The 14676-nt window shown below is 69.8% G+C and carries 17 protein-coding genes; 8 read left to right on the top strand and 9 right to left on the bottom strand.

Features of this window, described 5'->3' with window-relative positions:
* Window positions 1–108: 108 nt before the first annotated feature.
* Window positions 109–579: an Lrp/AsnC family transcriptional regulator gene (locus tag ABTX24_RS01710; protein WP_350836964.1), complete on the top strand. Its 471-nt coding sequence runs from the start codon at window positions 109–111 to the stop codon at window positions 577–579.
* 8 nt (window positions 580–587) lie between these two features.
* On the opposite strand, the gene ABTX24_RS01705 is transcribed toward ABTX24_RS01710, so the two are convergent.
* Entirely contained in the window at window positions 588–1673 is a 1086-nt protein-coding gene (locus tag ABTX24_RS01705) for a sensor histidine kinase (RefSeq protein ID WP_350836962.1), read from the bottom strand.
* A gap of 10 nt (window positions 1674–1683) precedes the next feature.
* Window positions 1684–2349 (bottom strand): response regulator transcription factor, encoded by a 666-nt coding sequence (locus ABTX24_RS01700; RefSeq protein WP_141804182.1) that lies wholly within the window; start codon window positions 2347–2349, stop codon window positions 1684–1686.
* An 85-nt stretch (window positions 2350–2434) separates the two neighbouring features.
* On the opposite strand from ABTX24_RS01700, the gene ABTX24_RS01695 reads away from it, so the two are divergent.
* Entirely contained in the window at window positions 2435–3565 is a 1131-nt protein-coding gene (locus tag ABTX24_RS01695) for a lipid II:glycine glycyltransferase FemX (RefSeq protein WP_350836960.1), read from the top strand.
* A gap of 37 nt (window positions 3566–3602) precedes the next feature.
* Entirely contained in the window at window positions 3603–4184 is a 582-nt protein-coding gene (locus ABTX24_RS01690; RefSeq protein WP_160024059.1) for a VanZ family protein, read from the top strand.
* Here ABTX24_RS01690 and ABTX24_RS01685 read toward each other — a convergent pair.
* Window positions 4140–5468, bottom strand: a complete 1329-nt coding sequence (locus ABTX24_RS01685; RefSeq protein WP_350836958.1) for a UDP-N-acetylmuramoyl-tripeptide--D-alanyl-D-alanine ligase — start codon at window positions 5466–5468, stop codon at window positions 4140–4142. The two genes, ABTX24_RS01690 and ABTX24_RS01685, sit on opposite strands and share 45 nt — an antisense overlap.
* 196 nt (window positions 5469–5664) lie before the next feature.
* Between ABTX24_RS01685 and ABTX24_RS01680 the strand changes: the two genes are divergently transcribed.
* Genes ABTX24_RS01680 through vanX form a run of 3 tightly spaced genes read left to right on the top strand, consistent with a single transcriptional unit; the run spans window position 5665 to window position 8304 of the window.
* Complete coding sequence (locus ABTX24_RS01680; RefSeq protein WP_502891064.1) at window positions 5665–6660, top strand: D-isomer specific 2-hydroxyacid dehydrogenase family protein; 996 nt, start codon at window positions 5665–5667, stop codon at window positions 6658–6660.
* Window positions 6653–7693: a D-alanine--(R)-lactate ligase gene (vanA, locus tag ABTX24_RS01675; RefSeq protein ID WP_350836956.1), complete on the top strand. Its 1041-nt coding sequence runs from the start codon at window positions 6653–6655 to the stop codon at window positions 7691–7693. The genes ABTX24_RS01680 and vanA overlap by 8 nt, the downstream gene beginning before the upstream one ends.
* Complete coding sequence (gene vanX / locus ABTX24_RS01670; protein WP_350836954.1) at window positions 7690–8304, top strand: D-Ala-D-Ala dipeptidase VanX; 615 nt, start codon at window positions 7690–7692, stop codon at window positions 8302–8304. Before vanA ends, vanX begins: the two co-directional genes overlap by 4 nt.
* Window positions 8305–8331: 27 nt before the next feature.
* Here vanX and ABTX24_RS01665 read toward each other — a convergent pair whose 3' ends face one another.
* Both ABTX24_RS01665 and ABTX24_RS01660 read right to left on the bottom strand, forming a co-directional pair.
* On the bottom strand, window positions 8332–9174 hold the full coding sequence (locus ABTX24_RS01665; RefSeq protein ID WP_350836952.1) for a CHAD domain-containing protein: 843 nt from the start codon (window positions 9172–9174) through the stop codon (window positions 8332–8334).
* A gap of 10 nt (window positions 9175–9184) precedes the next feature.
* Window positions 9185–10180: a hypothetical protein gene (locus ABTX24_RS01660; RefSeq protein WP_350836950.1), complete on the bottom strand. Its 996-nt coding sequence runs from the start codon at window positions 10178–10180 to the stop codon at window positions 9185–9187.
* A gap of 115 nt (window positions 10181–10295) precedes the next feature.
* On the opposite strand from ABTX24_RS01660, the gene ABTX24_RS01655 reads away from it, so the two are divergent.
* Window positions 10296–10922: a TetR/AcrR family transcriptional regulator gene (locus tag ABTX24_RS01655; RefSeq protein ID WP_160024066.1), complete on the top strand. Its 627-nt coding sequence runs from the start codon at window positions 10296–10298 to the stop codon at window positions 10920–10922.
* Here ABTX24_RS01655 and ABTX24_RS01650 read toward each other — a convergent pair.
* The 4 genes from ABTX24_RS01650 to ABTX24_RS01635 form a co-directional block, all read right to left on the bottom strand.
* Window positions 10898–11392 carry a class III extradiol ring-cleavage dioxygenase family protein gene (locus tag ABTX24_RS01650; protein WP_350836948.1) on the bottom strand — a complete coding sequence of 165 codons (495 nt, stop codon included), beginning with the start codon at window positions 11390–11392 and terminating at the stop codon, window positions 10898–10900. The genes ABTX24_RS01655 and ABTX24_RS01650 overlap by 25 nt on opposite strands.
* Complete coding sequence (gene folP / locus ABTX24_RS01645) at window positions 11389–12249, bottom strand: dihydropteroate synthase (RefSeq protein ID WP_350836946.1); 861 nt, start codon at window positions 12247–12249, stop codon at window positions 11389–11391. The genes ABTX24_RS01650 and folP overlap by 4 nt, the downstream gene beginning before the upstream one ends.
* Window positions 12249–13163, bottom strand: a complete 915-nt coding sequence (locus ABTX24_RS01640) for a glucosyl-3-phosphoglycerate synthase (RefSeq protein WP_350836944.1) — start codon at window positions 13161–13163, stop codon at window positions 12249–12251. Before ABTX24_RS01640 ends, folP begins: the two co-directional genes overlap by 1 nt.
* A 99-nt stretch (window positions 13164–13262) precedes the next feature.
* Window positions 13263–13967, bottom strand: a complete 705-nt coding sequence (locus tag ABTX24_RS01635) for an SGNH/GDSL hydrolase family protein (protein ID WP_160024069.1) — start codon at window positions 13965–13967, stop codon at window positions 13263–13265.
* Between the two features lie 66 nt (window positions 13968–14033).
* Between ABTX24_RS01635 and ABTX24_RS01630 the strand changes: the two genes are divergently transcribed.
* Complete coding sequence (locus ABTX24_RS01630) at window positions 14034–14645, top strand: TetR/AcrR family transcriptional regulator (RefSeq protein WP_160024070.1); 612 nt, start codon at window positions 14034–14036, stop codon at window positions 14643–14645.
* Window positions 14646–14676: the final 31 nt, after the last annotated feature.

The raw sequence follows: 14676 nt of genomic DNA, 5'->3' as shown, positions 1-14676 counted from the left end.
AAGTGGGCCGAGTCACACCAAACAAGTTGACCACTCGGCACTGGACAATCTGTCAGATTCGACCAGAGTTCACCACGCCTTGCTAGGCAATCTGACTACCATCGAGCCATGAACCTCGATGCCCTCGACATTACCCTCCTGGAAACCCTGCACGCCCATCCGCGAGTCGGCGACCTCGAGCTCTCCCGGGTCGCCGGCGTCGCCCGCGCCACTGTGCAGAGCCGGCTGCGCAAGATGACCGAGGCCGGCGTGATCCGCGACTGGGCACCGACGGTCGACCCGGCCGCCGCCGGCCACACGGTGCAGGCGTTCGTCACCCTGGAGATCTCCCAGGGAGCCCTCGAGGACGTACGTCGCGATCTCGCCGACATCCCCGAGGTGCTGGAGGCGTACGTCACCACGGGCTCTTTCGACGTCTTCTGCAAGGTGGCGACCGGGTCGCACGCGAAGCTCCAGGAGGTGCTCGTCCGCATCGACCAGTCCCACGCCGTCGTCCGCTCGACCAGCGTGGTCACCCTCTCCACGCTGATCGAGCCGCGCACCCTCGATCTGCTGCGCACGGGAGCCGAACCGCGCTGACCGGTGGTTCAGGAAGCCCTGGGCAGCTCGACCGAGACCCGGAGCCCACCGCCGGAACGGGCGAGGACGGCGAGGTTGCCGTCATGGGCCCGGGTGATGCTCTTGACGATCGCCAGGCCCAGGCCGACGCCGGCGTGGTCGCCGTGGATGCGCTGGGTGCCTCGCTGGAACGGCTCGGTGAGCGTGGCGACGAGCTCGCGGGAGAGCTCCTCGCCGGTGTTGGCGACGGTGAGGACCACGCTCCGCTCGTTGGCGGCGATGGTGACCGACACCGACCCGTCCTCGGGCAGGTTGTGGACGATCGCGTTGTGGATCAGGTTGGTCGCGACCTGCAGCAACAACGCTGGCGAGCCGATGACCGACGCCTGGTCCCCGGAGGTCTCGATCCGCACGCCCCGCTGCTCGGCCAGCGGCAGCAGCGTCTCGACCGCCTCCTCCGCGACCAGCGACAGGTCGACCGGCTCGCGGACGAAGGAGCGCTGGTCGGCTCGGCTGAGCACGAGCAGGGCCTCGGTGAGGTCGATCGCGCGGGAGTTGATCAGGCGCAGCCGGCCGAGGAGCTCGTCGACGTCGCGGTTCGGGTCCTTGCTCGCCACGTCGAGGAGCGTCTGCGTGATCGCGAGCGGCGTGCGCAGCTCGTGGGACGCGTTGGCCGCGAACCGCTGCTGCTCGGCGACCTGCGACTCGAGCTTCGCGAGCATGTCGTCGAAGCCGTCGGCGAGCTCACGGAACTCGTCGCCAGGGCCCTCGAGCTCGATCCGGTGCGAGAGCGATCCGCCGCCCGCCGTGCGCGTGGCCTCGGTGATCTTCCGCAGCGGCGCCAGCATCCGCCCCGCCAGGATCCAGCCTCCGACCAGCCCGAACACGACGAGGAAGCCCATCATCGTGGCCGCCCGCGGGGCGAAGGCACGCTCCAGGTCCGAGCGGTTCGGGACGAAGGGAGCACTCGGCCTCCCCGGCTCCTGCGGCCCCTCCAGCCACACGCCGTCAGGGACGTAGCGCAGCAGGAAGACCCACACGACGGCTAGCAGCAGCACACCGGTGACCACGATGACCCCGGCATAGCTGAGCGTCAGCTTGAGCCTGACGCTCATCCCCGGGCGTCTAGGAATCGACATCGATCCGGTATCCGACACCCGGCACGGTCGCGATGATCGCGGGCTCGCCGAGCCGCTTGCGCAGCGCGGAGACGGTGATGCGTACGGCATTGGTGAAGGGATCGGCGTTCTCGTCCCAGGCCCGCTCCAGCAGCTCCTCGGCGCTGACCACGCCGCCCTCCGCGGCGGCGAGGACCTCGAGCACCGCGAACTGCTTGCGGGTCAGCGCCACGTAGCGACCGTCGCGGTAGACCTCGCGGCGGAACGGGTCGACCCGCAGGCCGGCGATCTCCCGCACCGGCGGCCGGTTGTAGGCCCGCCGCCGGTCGAGCGCCCGCAGCCGCAGCACCAGCTCACGCAGCTCGAACGGCTTGGTCAGGTAGTCGTCGGCGCCGAGCTCGAAGCCGGAGGCCTTGTCGTCGAGGCGGTCGGCCGCGGTGAGCATCAGGATCGGCATCCCGGTGCCGGAGGCGACGATGCGCTTGGCGACCTCGTCGCCGGAGGGCCCGGGGATGTCGCGGTCGAGCACGGCGATGTCGTAGGCGTTGACGCTCAGCAGCTCCAGCGCCGTGTCGCCGTCACCGGCGATGTCAGCGGCGATCGCCTCCAGCCGCAACCCGTCACGGATCGCTCCAGCCATCAACGGCTCGTCCTCGACCACCAGCACCCGCATGCCCTGATCCTAGGTCGATGACATATCGCCGACGTATCCGAAATGCCATACGCCCTGACGACATCCTCGCGGGTTGACTGGCACGGTGACCTTCACTGTCCGACCGATCAGCCCCGCCGAGCACCTCGACCATGTCCGGTCGCGGCGGTCGGTCAGCTTCCTGCAGACCCCCGCCTGGGCCGACGTGAAGACCGAGTGGCGCAGCGAGTCGCTGGGTTGGTACGCCGGCGACCGGCTCGCCGGGACCGGGCTGGTGCTGCACCGGCCGGTGCCGCGGCTGGGCTACACGCTGGCGTACCTGCCATGGGGCCCCGACATCGACTGGGCCGGCGGGCTGACCGTCTGGTTCCCGCCGCTGGTCTCCTACCTACGCTCGCAGGGCGCGTTCGCGATCCGGGTCGCTCCCCCGGTGCCCACCGACACCTGGAGCGCCGCGCAGGTCAAGGAGGGCATCGCCGACCCCGAGGTGGGACGGCTCACCGACGTCCCCGGCCGGTCTGACCCGGTCGGCGCCGAGGTGACCCGCTATCTGCGCGACTCGGGCTGGATCCCGCAGAACCCCGAGGACGGGTTCGGGGCGGGGCAGCCGCAGTTCACGTACGAGATCCCGCTGCGCCACCCCGACGGGACCGCCCAGTCCGAGGACGAGGTGCTCGCCGGGATGAACCAGCTCTGGCGGCGCAACATCAAGAAGGCCGCCAAGGCCGGCGTCGAGGTCACCACCTCCGCCGGCGGCGAGGACTTGAAGGCGTTCCACGACCTCTACGTCCACACCGCCGAGCGTGACGGGTTCACGCCACGACCGCGGGCCTACTTCGAGAAGATGTTCGCGGCGTTGTCCGCCGAGGACCCGGAGCGCATCAAGCTCTACCTCGCCCGTCACGACGGCGACCTGGTGGCTGCGACGATCTACGTCCGCGTCGGCGCCCACGCCTGGTACGTCTACGGCGCCTCGTCCACGGAGAAGCGGGACGTACGCGGCTCCAACGCCTGCCAGTGGGCGATGATCCGCGACTCGCTGGCCGCCGGCTGTGACGTCTACGACCTGCGCGGGATCACTCCCACGCTGTCCGCCGACGACTCCCACGTTGGCCTGATCCAGTTCAAGGTCGGCACCGGCGGGCAGGCGGTGAGGTACGTCGGCGAGTGGGACCTGCCGCTGAGGCCGATCGTCTACCGAGCCTTCGACCTCTACATGAGGCGGCGGAGGCGATGAAGGTGTCGGTCAGGAAGTTCAAGGAAGGGAACCTCGGATGATCGTGAACGAATCAGGCTCGCTGACGGAGACCGGAGTCGTGGTGCTGACCATGCTGGCTTTTCCGGTGGCCGTGCTGGCGGTGCCGGTGCTGGCGGTGCTGCGCCGGGTCTTCGGGGTGGCCTGGCCACGGGCATGGCGTCACTCGCTGGCGGAGGTCGCCATCGTCTACGGCACGGTGCCGGGTGTGCTGCTGACCCTCTTGCCCGGCAACAACGGCATCCTGTCGGGCAACGTGAGCCTGGTGCCCTTCGAGGACATGTCGACCATGGGCCCCATCGGACTGATCGGCAACCTGCTGATCTTCGCCGCGCTCGGCTTCTTCGGCCCCATCCGCTTCCCGGCGCTCCGCTCGGTGTGGCGGGTCCTGATCCTGGCGGGCGCCGCCTCGGTGTCGATCGAGGTCCTGCAGCACCTGCTGCCACTCGGCCGGGTCTCCTCGGTCGACGACGTCATCCTCAACGCGGGCGGCGCCACCGCCGCCGCGATCCTGTCGTGGCCGTGGTGGCGCCGTCGGCGAACCGTTCCGCCGACCTCAGACCAGCGCCGCGGCGACCTGGTCGAGGCGGGCTCCGCGTGAGGCCTTGACGAGCACCACGTCGCCGGGCGCGAGGCGGCTGCGCAGCCAGTCGATCGCAGCGGCGTTGTCGGGCAGCGCCACCGCCCGCTGCCCGGCTCCGTCCGCAATGACGGCGGCCGCCTCGCCGATGGTGAGGACCATGTCGGCCCGGGTGGCCGCGTACGTCCCGATCTCATGGTGCGCGTCGCGGCTCGCCTCGCCGAGCTCGAGCATCTCGCCGAGCACGGCGATGCGGCGCCTGGCGTCGATCGAGGCGAGCGCGTCCAGACCGGCACGGGTGGACTCGGGGTTGGCGTTGTAGGAGTCGTTGAGGAGGGTCGCGCCGCTGGCGAGGGCGCGCAGCTCCATGCGCCACTTCGAGATCGAGGCGGTGTTCAGCGCGATCGCGGCCTGCTCGAGCGGAACCCCGGCGGCCAGCCCGGCCGCAGCGGCGGCCGCGGCGTTGAGCGTCCAATGGGCACCGACGAACGGGAGCCTGACGACGGCCTCGGCGCCCGCATGCTGGAGGGTGAAGGTGGGCCGGCCGAGCCGGTCCAGGGCGAGGTCGCGCACGCGTACGCTCGCCCGCTCGCCGGCCCCGAAGGCCAGCACCGGACCGTCGGTGAGCTGACCCATCGCGAGCACCCGTGGGTCGTCGGCATGGAGCACCGCCGTGCCGCCGGGCGCCAGCCCCCGCACCAGCTCGCTCTTGGCCACAGCGATCGCCTCGCGCGACCCGAACTCACCCAGGTGGGCCTGGCCGACGTTGGTCACGACGGCAATGTCCGGCGCGACCAGGCCAGTGAGCTCGGCGATGTCGCCGATGTGCCGAGCCCCCATCTCCAGGACGAGGAACCTCGTGGTCGCATCGGCGCGCAGCATGGTGAGCGGTACGCCGAGCTCGTTGTTGAACGAGCCGGAGGTCGCGACGGTCGGAGCCGCGCTCGCCAGCACCGCCTCGATCATGTCCTTGGTGCTGGTCTTGCCCTGGGAACCGGTGACCGCGACGACGGTCATCTCCTCGCGCAGCAGCGCGACGACGTGGGCGGCCAGCCGCTGGAGCGCGGCCTGCGCGTCGTCGACGACGACCGTCGGGAGCGCCGTCGGGCGGGATCCGAGCACGGCGACGGCGCCGGCCTCGGCGGCCTGTGCTGCGTACTCGTGGCCGTCGGTGTGCTCACCGGCGAACGCGACGAAGAGGCCGCCCGGGTCTGCCTCGCGGCCGTCGATCACTGCCGGCGCGCTCACGGTCACCGAGCCGTCGCCGACGACCTTCCCGCCGACCAACGAGGCGATTTCGTCCAAGCTGAGGGGAATCATCCCATCAGTCTTCGATATCAGCCGTTGTGGCCGCGTATGCGCTAATCGATATGCGGACGATAACTCCACGCCGACCTATCGTCGGCATATCGGAAATTCCATACGGGGTCGCAACCGCTCCTGGAGTTTGCTGGCGTCGATGATCTACCACGAGCCGACCCTGACGGCGCCGACCGAGCCGATGGAGCAGACCGTGATCTCGCCGACCGTCGGGATCACGGTCTACGGCTGCGCCCCTGATGAGAGCCTTCTTTTCGACTCCTTGGCGCCCGCGCTCGGAGTCTCGCTGAGGACCACGACCGAGCCCGTCACCGAGGAGAATGCCGCCCTCGCGATCGGAGACCGGTGCATCAGCGTCAGCCATAAGTCGCCGATAGCGAACGAGACACTTCTCGCTCTGCACAAGAGCGGCGTCCGGTATATCTCGACGCGAAGCGTCGGTTTCAACCACATCGATGTCGACTTCGCGGCGAGCATCGGGATAACGGTCGGAAACGTCTCCTATTCACCCGATTCCGTGGCCGACTACACGTTGATGCTGATGCTCATGTCGGTGCGCCAGGCGAAGTCGACGATCCGGCGCACCGACGCCCACGACTACCGCACGGCGGCCACGCGTGGCCGCGAGCTGCGCGACCTGACCGTCGGCGTGGTCGGGACCGGGCGGATCGGCGCGGCGGTCATCGACCGGCTGCGGGGCTTCGGCTGCGACGTACTCGCCTATGACATCCGGCCCCGGCCGGCGGCCGAGGGGGTGGAGCACGTCGACCTGGACACGCTGGTCGAGCGCAGCGACATCGTCACCCTTCACGCGCCGCTCAGCACGGAGTCACACCATCTCCTCGACCGCCGCCGCATCGACCGGATGCGCCCCGGCGCGTACGTCGTCAACACCGGTCGCGGCGCGCTCGTCGAGACGCCGGCGCTCGTCACCGCGCTCGAGGAGGGCCGGCTGGGCGGTGCGGCGCTGGACGTCATCGAGGGCGAGGAAGGCATCTTCTACGCCGATCTCCGGGGGCGGGACATCCCCAACGGCTGGCTGGCACGGCTCCAGAAGATGCCGAATGTGCTGGTCAGCCCCCATATCGCCTACTTCACCGACCATGCCCTCATGGACACGGTCGAGAACTCCATCGTGAACTGTCGTGAATTCGAAAGCAGGTTTCCGCATGTCTAAGCTCAAGGTCGGCATCATCTTCGGTGGCGTCTTCGAGGAGCACCCCGTCTCGGTGAAGTCGGCGCAGGAGGTTGCCAAGAACCTCGATGCCGACAGGTACGAGGCCTACTGGATCGGCATCACCAAGAGCGGTGACTGGCGCCTGTGCGACGGTCCGGAGGCGAGCTGGGAGGACGGCGCGCACCGCCCCGTCGTGCTCTCCCCCGACCGCAGCGTCCACGGCTTGCTCGTCCTCGATGAGGGCAGCTACGAGACGATCCGTCTCGACGTCGTGCTCCCGGTCCTGCACGGCAAGCTCGGCGAGGACGGCGCGATCCAAGGGCTCTTCGAGCTCTCCGGGATCCCGTACGTCGGCTGCGACGTGCAGAGCTCGGCGCTGTGCATGGACAAGTCGCTGGCCTACACGGTCGTCGGCGAGGCCGGCGTCCCGACGCCGAACCACTGGATCCTCCTTCCGGGCGACGAGGTCGATCCCGACGTACTCCCCTATCCGGTCTTCGTGAAGCCCGCCCGCTCCGGGTCGTCCTTCGGCGTGAGCAAGGTGACCTCGGCCGCGGAGCTGGCCGACGCGGTGGCGACCGCGCGGCAGTACGACGAGAAGGTGCTCGTCGAGGAGGGTGTCGTCGCCGAGGAGATCGGCTGCGCGATCCTCGGCAACGGTGCCGAGCTGGTCACCGGAGAGGTCGACCACGTCGCGCTCTCGCACGGCTTCTTCAAGATCCACCAGGAGGACGCACCCGAGACCGGCTCGGAGAACGCCACCTTCATCGTGCCCGCCGACATCCCGGCCGAGGCGCAGGAGCTGGTCAAGGCCGAGGCGAAGCGGGTCTACCGGGCGCTGGGCTGTCGCGGTCTGGCGCGGGTCGACATGTTCCTCAAGGCGGACGGCACCGTGGTGCTCAACGAGGTCAACACCCTGCCCGGGCTCACCTCGTACAGCCGCTATCCGCGGATGATGGCCGCGGCAGGGATTTCGATGACCGAGTTCCTCGACCGCGCGGTCTCCCTCGCGCTGGACGAGACGGTGCGATGAGGGAGGGCTTCGGCTTCGTCGACGAGCTGGCGCCGGGCATCCGCTGGGACAGCAAGTACGCCACCTGGGACAACTTCACCGGCAAGCCGGTCGATGGCTACCTGGTCAACCGCATCGTCGGGACCCGCGAGCTGTGTGCAGCACTCGCCCAGGCACGGGACGAGGCCGCCGCTCTCGGGTTCGGGATCCTGCTGTGGGACGGCTACCGCCCCCAGCGCGCCGTCGACGCGTTCCTGCGCTGGGCGGAGGAGCCCGCGCCGGAGGATGACGAGCGCAAACGCGTGCACTACCCCTCGATCACCCGCCCGGAGATGTTCGAGAAGGGGTACGTCGCCACGAAGTCCGGCCACAGCCGCGGCAGCACCGTCGACCTGACCCTCTTCTCCTTGGCCACGGGAACGCTGCTGGACATGGGTGGCGATCACGACCTGATGGACGAGATCTCCCACCACGGAGCTGCCGGGGTCTCCGAGGTCGCGGCGCGCAACCGGTCGCACCTGTGCTCGGTGATGGAGTCGTGCGGGTTCAGCCGCTACGAGAACGAGTGGTGGCACTACTCGCTGATCGAGGAGCCCTACCCCGACACGTACTTCGACTTTCCTGTCGAATAGAGCCCTGTCGGATAGAGCCCGACCGGCTCAGGGATCCAGCCAGCCGTGAACCTTCGAACGGTTCGCCTTCTTCCAGACGGAGGCGAACCGCTCCTCGGCGTCTTCGGCGGCGGCCTCCTCGACCTGGAACAGCTCGCGGACCGCGTCGTCCGGCTCGGGAACCAGTCCGATCGTCATGATCATGACGGTGGCGTCGTTGAGGTCGCCGAGGGTCGACTGGACCGACTTGGCGGCCTTGGCGAGGCGCTCGGCGTCCTTACCGAAGACCCCGCCCAGCGACTCGGCCGTGTAGCGGACCCGCTTGGCCTTCTTGCGCACCTCATGGAGCCGCCGACGACGCTCTTCGGTGTCGTCGGTCTCCCCGACCGCGTCGGCCGCGACCACCAGCCGTCGCCAGCTCCGGCGGAGCCGCTTGCGCAGTGCCTTCTTGCGCGGGTCCGCCTCTGACCAGCGCAGACCATCGGCGAGGCCGGCGATCAGCTCGCGGTAGCGGTCGCCGTCCAGCTCCGGCAGCAGCCGGGCTCGCCCCTGGGCCTGGCGCTCGGCCAGCGCCGCCCGCAGCGCGTCGACACCGGTCGGTCCCGGACCGTGCTCGGCCGCCCAACGCCGCAGACGTCTGCGGAGCACCTCCGCGTCTCGTACGTCTCCGAGGAGGGCGGCGAGCCACTTCAGCTCCGCCCGGAGCGGCTCGCTCCACTCCGTGTCGAGAAGCGGGCGGTAGGTCGCCAGGACGCTGCGTAGCCTGCGTACGGTCACCCGCATCTGGTGGACCGAGTCCTCCTCGTCACGCAGCACGAGCCGGCCCCAGCGGTGGAGCGCGGCCACCTGGTCGCGCCACCACTCACCGACCGGCTCGCGTGGATGACTCATCCGTACTGTTCTACCGTGCCACGGCGTCCAGGTCACGCTCGGTTCGTCCGGCTCCTGCCTCCTCGGCACCACCCTTCTCGCGGTGCGGAAGCACGGTGAGGAGCAGGCCGACCCCGGCCCAGCAGGCGAGGACGATCAGCGGCACGGTGGTCCCGGCGCCGTCGAAGAACGAGAACCCGCGCAGCGCCGACCCCGCCGCACCCGGGGGCATCAGCTGGCCGAGCCAGCCGAACGGCACCATCTCCGGGGCGGAGGTGATTCCGGAGAGCGGGTTGCCGACGAGCAGGATCAGCAGCGCGACGATGCCGACGCCTGCCGGGCCGATGAGGTGGCGCAGGCCGATGATCGGGAGCGCGACCGCGAGGATGCCGAGGGCGACGACTCCGGCGTTGGCCAGGTAGCTGCCCTCCAGGGCGCCGAGCCAGCCCTGGACGACGCCGGTCATCGCGAGACCACCGCCGATCGCGATCAGGAAGGCGGCCACGACCCGGTCACGGGTGCGGGTCAGCACCAGGGAGGTGATGGCGCCGGCCATGATGCCGCCGATCACCAGCGGTAGCGCGGACGCGCCGAAGACGACGCCGCGCGGGTCGTCCTCCGCGCTCGCGACGACGTCGGTCACCTGGGGCTGTGAGCCCGTCTCGGCACCCATGGCGGTGGCCATCTGAGTGAGCTGCTGAGCGACGTTGGCGCTGGCCGCGGAGGCGACCAGGAACTCCGGGCCCTGGGGGCCGACGACGATCGCGCCGTACGCCTCCCGGTCCTCGATCGCCTCGACCGCCTCCTCGCGGTCCGCGACGGCGGTGATCTCGAAGGCGTCCTCCCCCGCGTTGGCGGCGAGCTGGGTCTCGATCTGGGTGACCGCGGCCTCGGGGCCGGCGACAACCAGTGGCAGCGATCTGGGCTCCAGCTCGCTGGTCGGCCAGGCGAACGCGGAGATGAGCAACGTGAGCAGGGTGACCAGACCGAGGCTGACCCCGATCACGGCTTTCACTGACTGGGACATGGTGGGTTCCTTCCCCAAAAAAACGAATGTTCATTCTCTTTGAACGACACTCTCCTCCGTCTCGTCGGATTTATCAAGAATGAATGTTCGTTTTCTTTTGAGGTATGCTTCCGGCATGCCGAAGATCAGCGAGGAGCATCGCGCCGAGAAGCGCCAGCAGATCATCGCGGCGACGCTGCGCTGCGTGGAGCGCGATGGCTTCCACAAGACGACGATGGCCGCGGTGGTCAAGGAGTCCGGCCTGTCCGCCGGCTCGGTCTACACGTACTTCCGCGGGAAGAGCGACATCATCCGGGTGATCGCCGAGTCGGGCCTGACGACCATCGCCGAGGCCATCACCAGCTTCACCCCTGACCCGAGCTCCGGCGAGGCCGCTCCCCCGCCCGAGCGCGCGATCGAGGCCGCGACGCAGCACCTCCTCGAACTCTCCGCCGAGCTCGGCGTCGACCTCCCCCGGATCGCGCTGCAGACCTGGGCCGAGGCAGCCCGTGACCCGGAGGTCCGCGAGCTGATGGCACCCGAGGCCCGCCGCATCCGGGCCGCCTGGCGCACCTACGCCGAAGGCGCCATCGAAGCCGGCCGGTTCCACCCGGACGCCGATCCCGAACGGATCGCGATGGTCCTCACCGGCCTGCTGCCCGGCTTCATCCTGCAGCGGCTCATGCTGGGCGACGTCACCCCGAAGATCTACGCAGCCGGACTCACCGACCTGCTCGGCTACTCCCAGCGAGCGACCCAGTAACGCACCCCGTAGGGGTCGCCGTCATAGTCGACCGCCACCGTCGCGACGCTGCGCAGCAGGTCGGCCGCCTCTACGATCGGTCCGACGTCGGCCCAGAGCTCATCGGCCAACCCGAGATCGAGCGCGCCGAGCGCCTCGGGGTCGGGCGAGACCAGCGCCTTGCCGAGCGCCTCGTCGAACCCGGCGGCCCGCGGGTCGAGGTGGCCCGGAGCCTTCTCGCTGCGGCAGGCCGAGCCGTTGCCGACGATGAGGTACGCCGTCTCGCCGCTGGTCACCGGAGCCGCACCGACCTCGGCCAGCAGCGAGGAGGCCACCCGAGCACCCTGCGTACCGGCGATCACGCGCACGTCCTCGCCCAGCCAGGCCACCGCGGCCAGGCAGGCGGAGCGGAGCTCGTCGACCGGGTCGTCGAGCGAGGCGTACTCCGGCAGCAGGGCCAGGCATCCCGGAACCAGCGCCACTCGAGTCACTGCAGTCCCCTGATCGCTCGCTTCGGACGTCGTCGGCCGGCGATCGTCCAGACCATGTCGACGGTCTGCCGGGTCTCCGGGACCTGGTGGACGCGGTAGATGCGGGCACCGGCCAGCGCGCAGACCGAGGTCGCGGCCAGGGTGCCGAGGAGGCGCTCGCCGACCGGCAGGTCGAGCGTCTCACCCACGAAGTCCTTGTTGGAGAGGGAGACCAGCACCGGCCAGCCGGTCGCGACCATCTCACCGAGCCGGCGGGTGATCTCGAGGGAGTGGAAGGTGTTCTTCCCGAAGTCGTGGGCGGGGTCGATCACGATCGAGTCCTTCGCGACGCCCGCGTCCAGGGCTCGCTGGGCGTAGCCGAGGGTCGAGTCGATCGCGTCGCGGAGCACGTCGTCGTACTCGATCCGGTAGGGCCGCGTCCGTGGCGTCACGCCGCCGGTGTGGGTGCACACGATCGCCGCGCCGTGGGCGGCTGCGACGTCGACGAGCTCCGGATCGGCCCCGCCCCAGGCGTCGTTGATGAGGTCGGCGCCGGCCGCACACACCGCGTCACCCACCTCGGCGCGCCAGGTGTCCACCGAGATCACCAGCGCCGGGAACTCCTCGCGCACCCGGGCGACGAAGTCGACCACGCGGGCCTTCTCCTCCGCCGCGCCGATCTCGGCCCCTGGTGCCGCTTTGATCCCGCCGATGTCGACGATCTCGGCGCCTTGGGAGGCCACCAGGCGTACGCGCTCGAAGGCGGCGTCCTCGGCCCAGGTCGCTCCCTTGTCGAAGAACGAGTCCGGGGTGCGGTTGACGATCGCCATCATCAGCGCCTCGTCATCACCGAAGGCATGTCGTCCCAGGCGCAGCATCAGGCGACCATACCGCCCGAGCCGTCGCGCACCGGCGGCCGCTCCAGCAGGCTCACGGAGCGGTCGACGACCTTGGTCGAGCCGTCGATCGGGATGTACTGCCGCATCTCGACGTCGTCGCCCGCCGGACCGGTGCCGAGGCGGCGCGACATCATGCCCACGATCTGGGTCGCCATCAGGCCGAGGTCGAAGAGATCCTGGTGGCTGTGGTCGCGCTGGCCGAGATCGACCTGGGCGATCGCATCCATCCCCCGCGTGTCCAGGGTGTCGACGAGGGCGGCGAGCTCCACGCCGTAGCCGGTCGGGACCCGCAGCCGCTCGAACAGCGAGCGCCGGATCGACCACTCCCCCGCCAGCGGCTGGATCAGATCCCGCAGCGGCCTGCGGTGGAGGGCGAGCAGCGGGCGGGCGACGAGCTCGGTGACCCGGCCGCCGTCGAGACCGTGCTCCCCCGGGCGCCGGTAGAAGCCCTTGACCAGATCGATCCTCGGATTGTTGACAAGCGGGCCGACCAGGCCGCGTACGAAATGGGTGTCCCAGTCGGTCAGGTCGGCGTCCATGAAGACGATCAGCTCGCCGGTGGTCACGAACTGTGACTTCCACATCGCCTCGCCCTTGCCCGGGTAGGAGCCGAGCTCGGGCCGGATCGCGGCCGAGGCGTAGACGTCAGCCCCGGCGTCGGCGGCGATCCGCGCGGTGTCGTCGGAGGAGTCGGAGTCGATGACGACGAGCTCGTCGACCAGATCCGAGGTCTCCATCAGGCTGGTCCGCAGCCTGTCGACCAGGCCGCCGACGGTCGCGGCCTCGTTGCGCGCCGGGACCACGAGACTGACCCGCTGCCCCTGCTTGGCTGCGACCAGATCGGCCAGGGACCAGTCGTCCCAGTGATGGGTGTTGCGCTCCAACCAAGACATACCCAAACCCTACGGGCCGGCTTCGAACAGCATCCATCGACGAGGCGACCACGGTCACTTGACGTCTCCGCGGTGGGCCGGGCGGTCGCGCCCGTCGGTTCAGCGAAGCCAGTCGGGCACGGCGCGATAGGCCGAGAGATGACGTACGACGTTCGCGAAGGCGATCGCCTGTCCGCGAGCGTTCGCGTGGATCCTGTCCGCCGAGTAGATCGCCGGATCCCGCCCGGCCGCGATCCGCCGGGCCCCCAGATGGATCCCGCCGACACCTTCGACGACGTGACGCTGCACGCTGTCGACCTCGTCGAGCCTGAGCGCGGTCTCGGTCGCCGTCTCGGCGGGAAGCAGCCCCGAGTGAGCCCAGTCGTAGAGCCCGATCGTCGCGACGGTAGCGCCCGTCGAAGCCAGCGGCCGCAACAGCGCGTCGAGCTCCGCGGTGAACCGCTCCGCGTCGAAACCACGCGAGAAGGCGTCGTTCCCGCCAGCACTGACCACGACCAGGTCCGGCTCGAAGGCCAGCGCATCGGAGAGGAACTTCTCCCGGATCTCGGCGGTCCGCAGGAACGGCTGCGCGAGCGTACGGTGCCTGAACTCCGGCCGCGTCGCGGCCAGCGCCTCCACGAGCCGCTCCCCCGCCGAGAGGTCCCGGTAGCCCTCCAGAGGATCACGTACGCCGGCGGCGACGCTGTCGCCGAGGATCACCAGCCGGTGCCAGCGCCCGTTGTCGAGCACGGCTTGCGCGAGGCCCGGATCGAGGCAGTCGCGGTCCGCGGCCTCGGCGGGGTAGAGCTGAGCAAAGGTCGTCATGATTCCGTTTTAGAGTACGATCGTTCGTACGTCAATAGAATACGACCGTGCGCTATAGTCGTCGGCATGGCGGGACGCGCATCAGCTCAGGCAGCCCTCGATACGCGGCAATCGATCCTCAAGGAGGCCGCCGACCTGGCCTCGATCGAGGGTCTGGACACGATCTCGATCGGCCGCCTCGCCACCCGGCTGGGGATGAGCAAATCGGGCGTGATCGGCCAGTTCGGCAGCAAGGAGAACCTCCAGCTGGCCGCGGTCGAATACACCCAACAGCGCTTCGTCGAGCTCGTCTGGGCACCGGTTGCACACCACGAACCCGGGCTCGTACGCCTCCGTGCGCTGTGCCGCTCCTGGGTCGACTACGCCGTCAACCCGCCCTATCCCGGCGGATGCGCGGTGGAACAGATGACCTTCGACTTCGACGGCCGCGACGGCCCCGTGCACGACCTCCTCGCCAGCGGCTCCGCCCGGTGGCGCAAGACGCTACGTCGCGAGATCGCCACCGCGATCGACGCCGGCGACCTCCCCCAGAGTCTCGATCCCGACCAAGCGGCGTTCGCGATCAAGGCCATCGCGTCGGGCATCACGCCCTCCCTCCAGATGGAGGTGGGCGCGCCGGTCAGCACCTGGGCGCTGACCGCGATGAGTGCCGTCCTCGGTCTGCCCCCGCAGGAGTAGGCGGCTGTCGTCGGCCGAGCTCGGGCACCTG

The organism is Nocardioides sp. NPDC127514 (assembly GCF_040302125.1).
Classification (GTDB): domain Bacteria; phylum Actinomycetota; class Actinomycetes; order Propionibacteriales; family Nocardioidaceae; genus Nocardioides.
The sequence above is the reverse complement of the archived record's forward strand: the minus strand, read 5'-3'. Positions and strand labels throughout refer to the sequence as shown.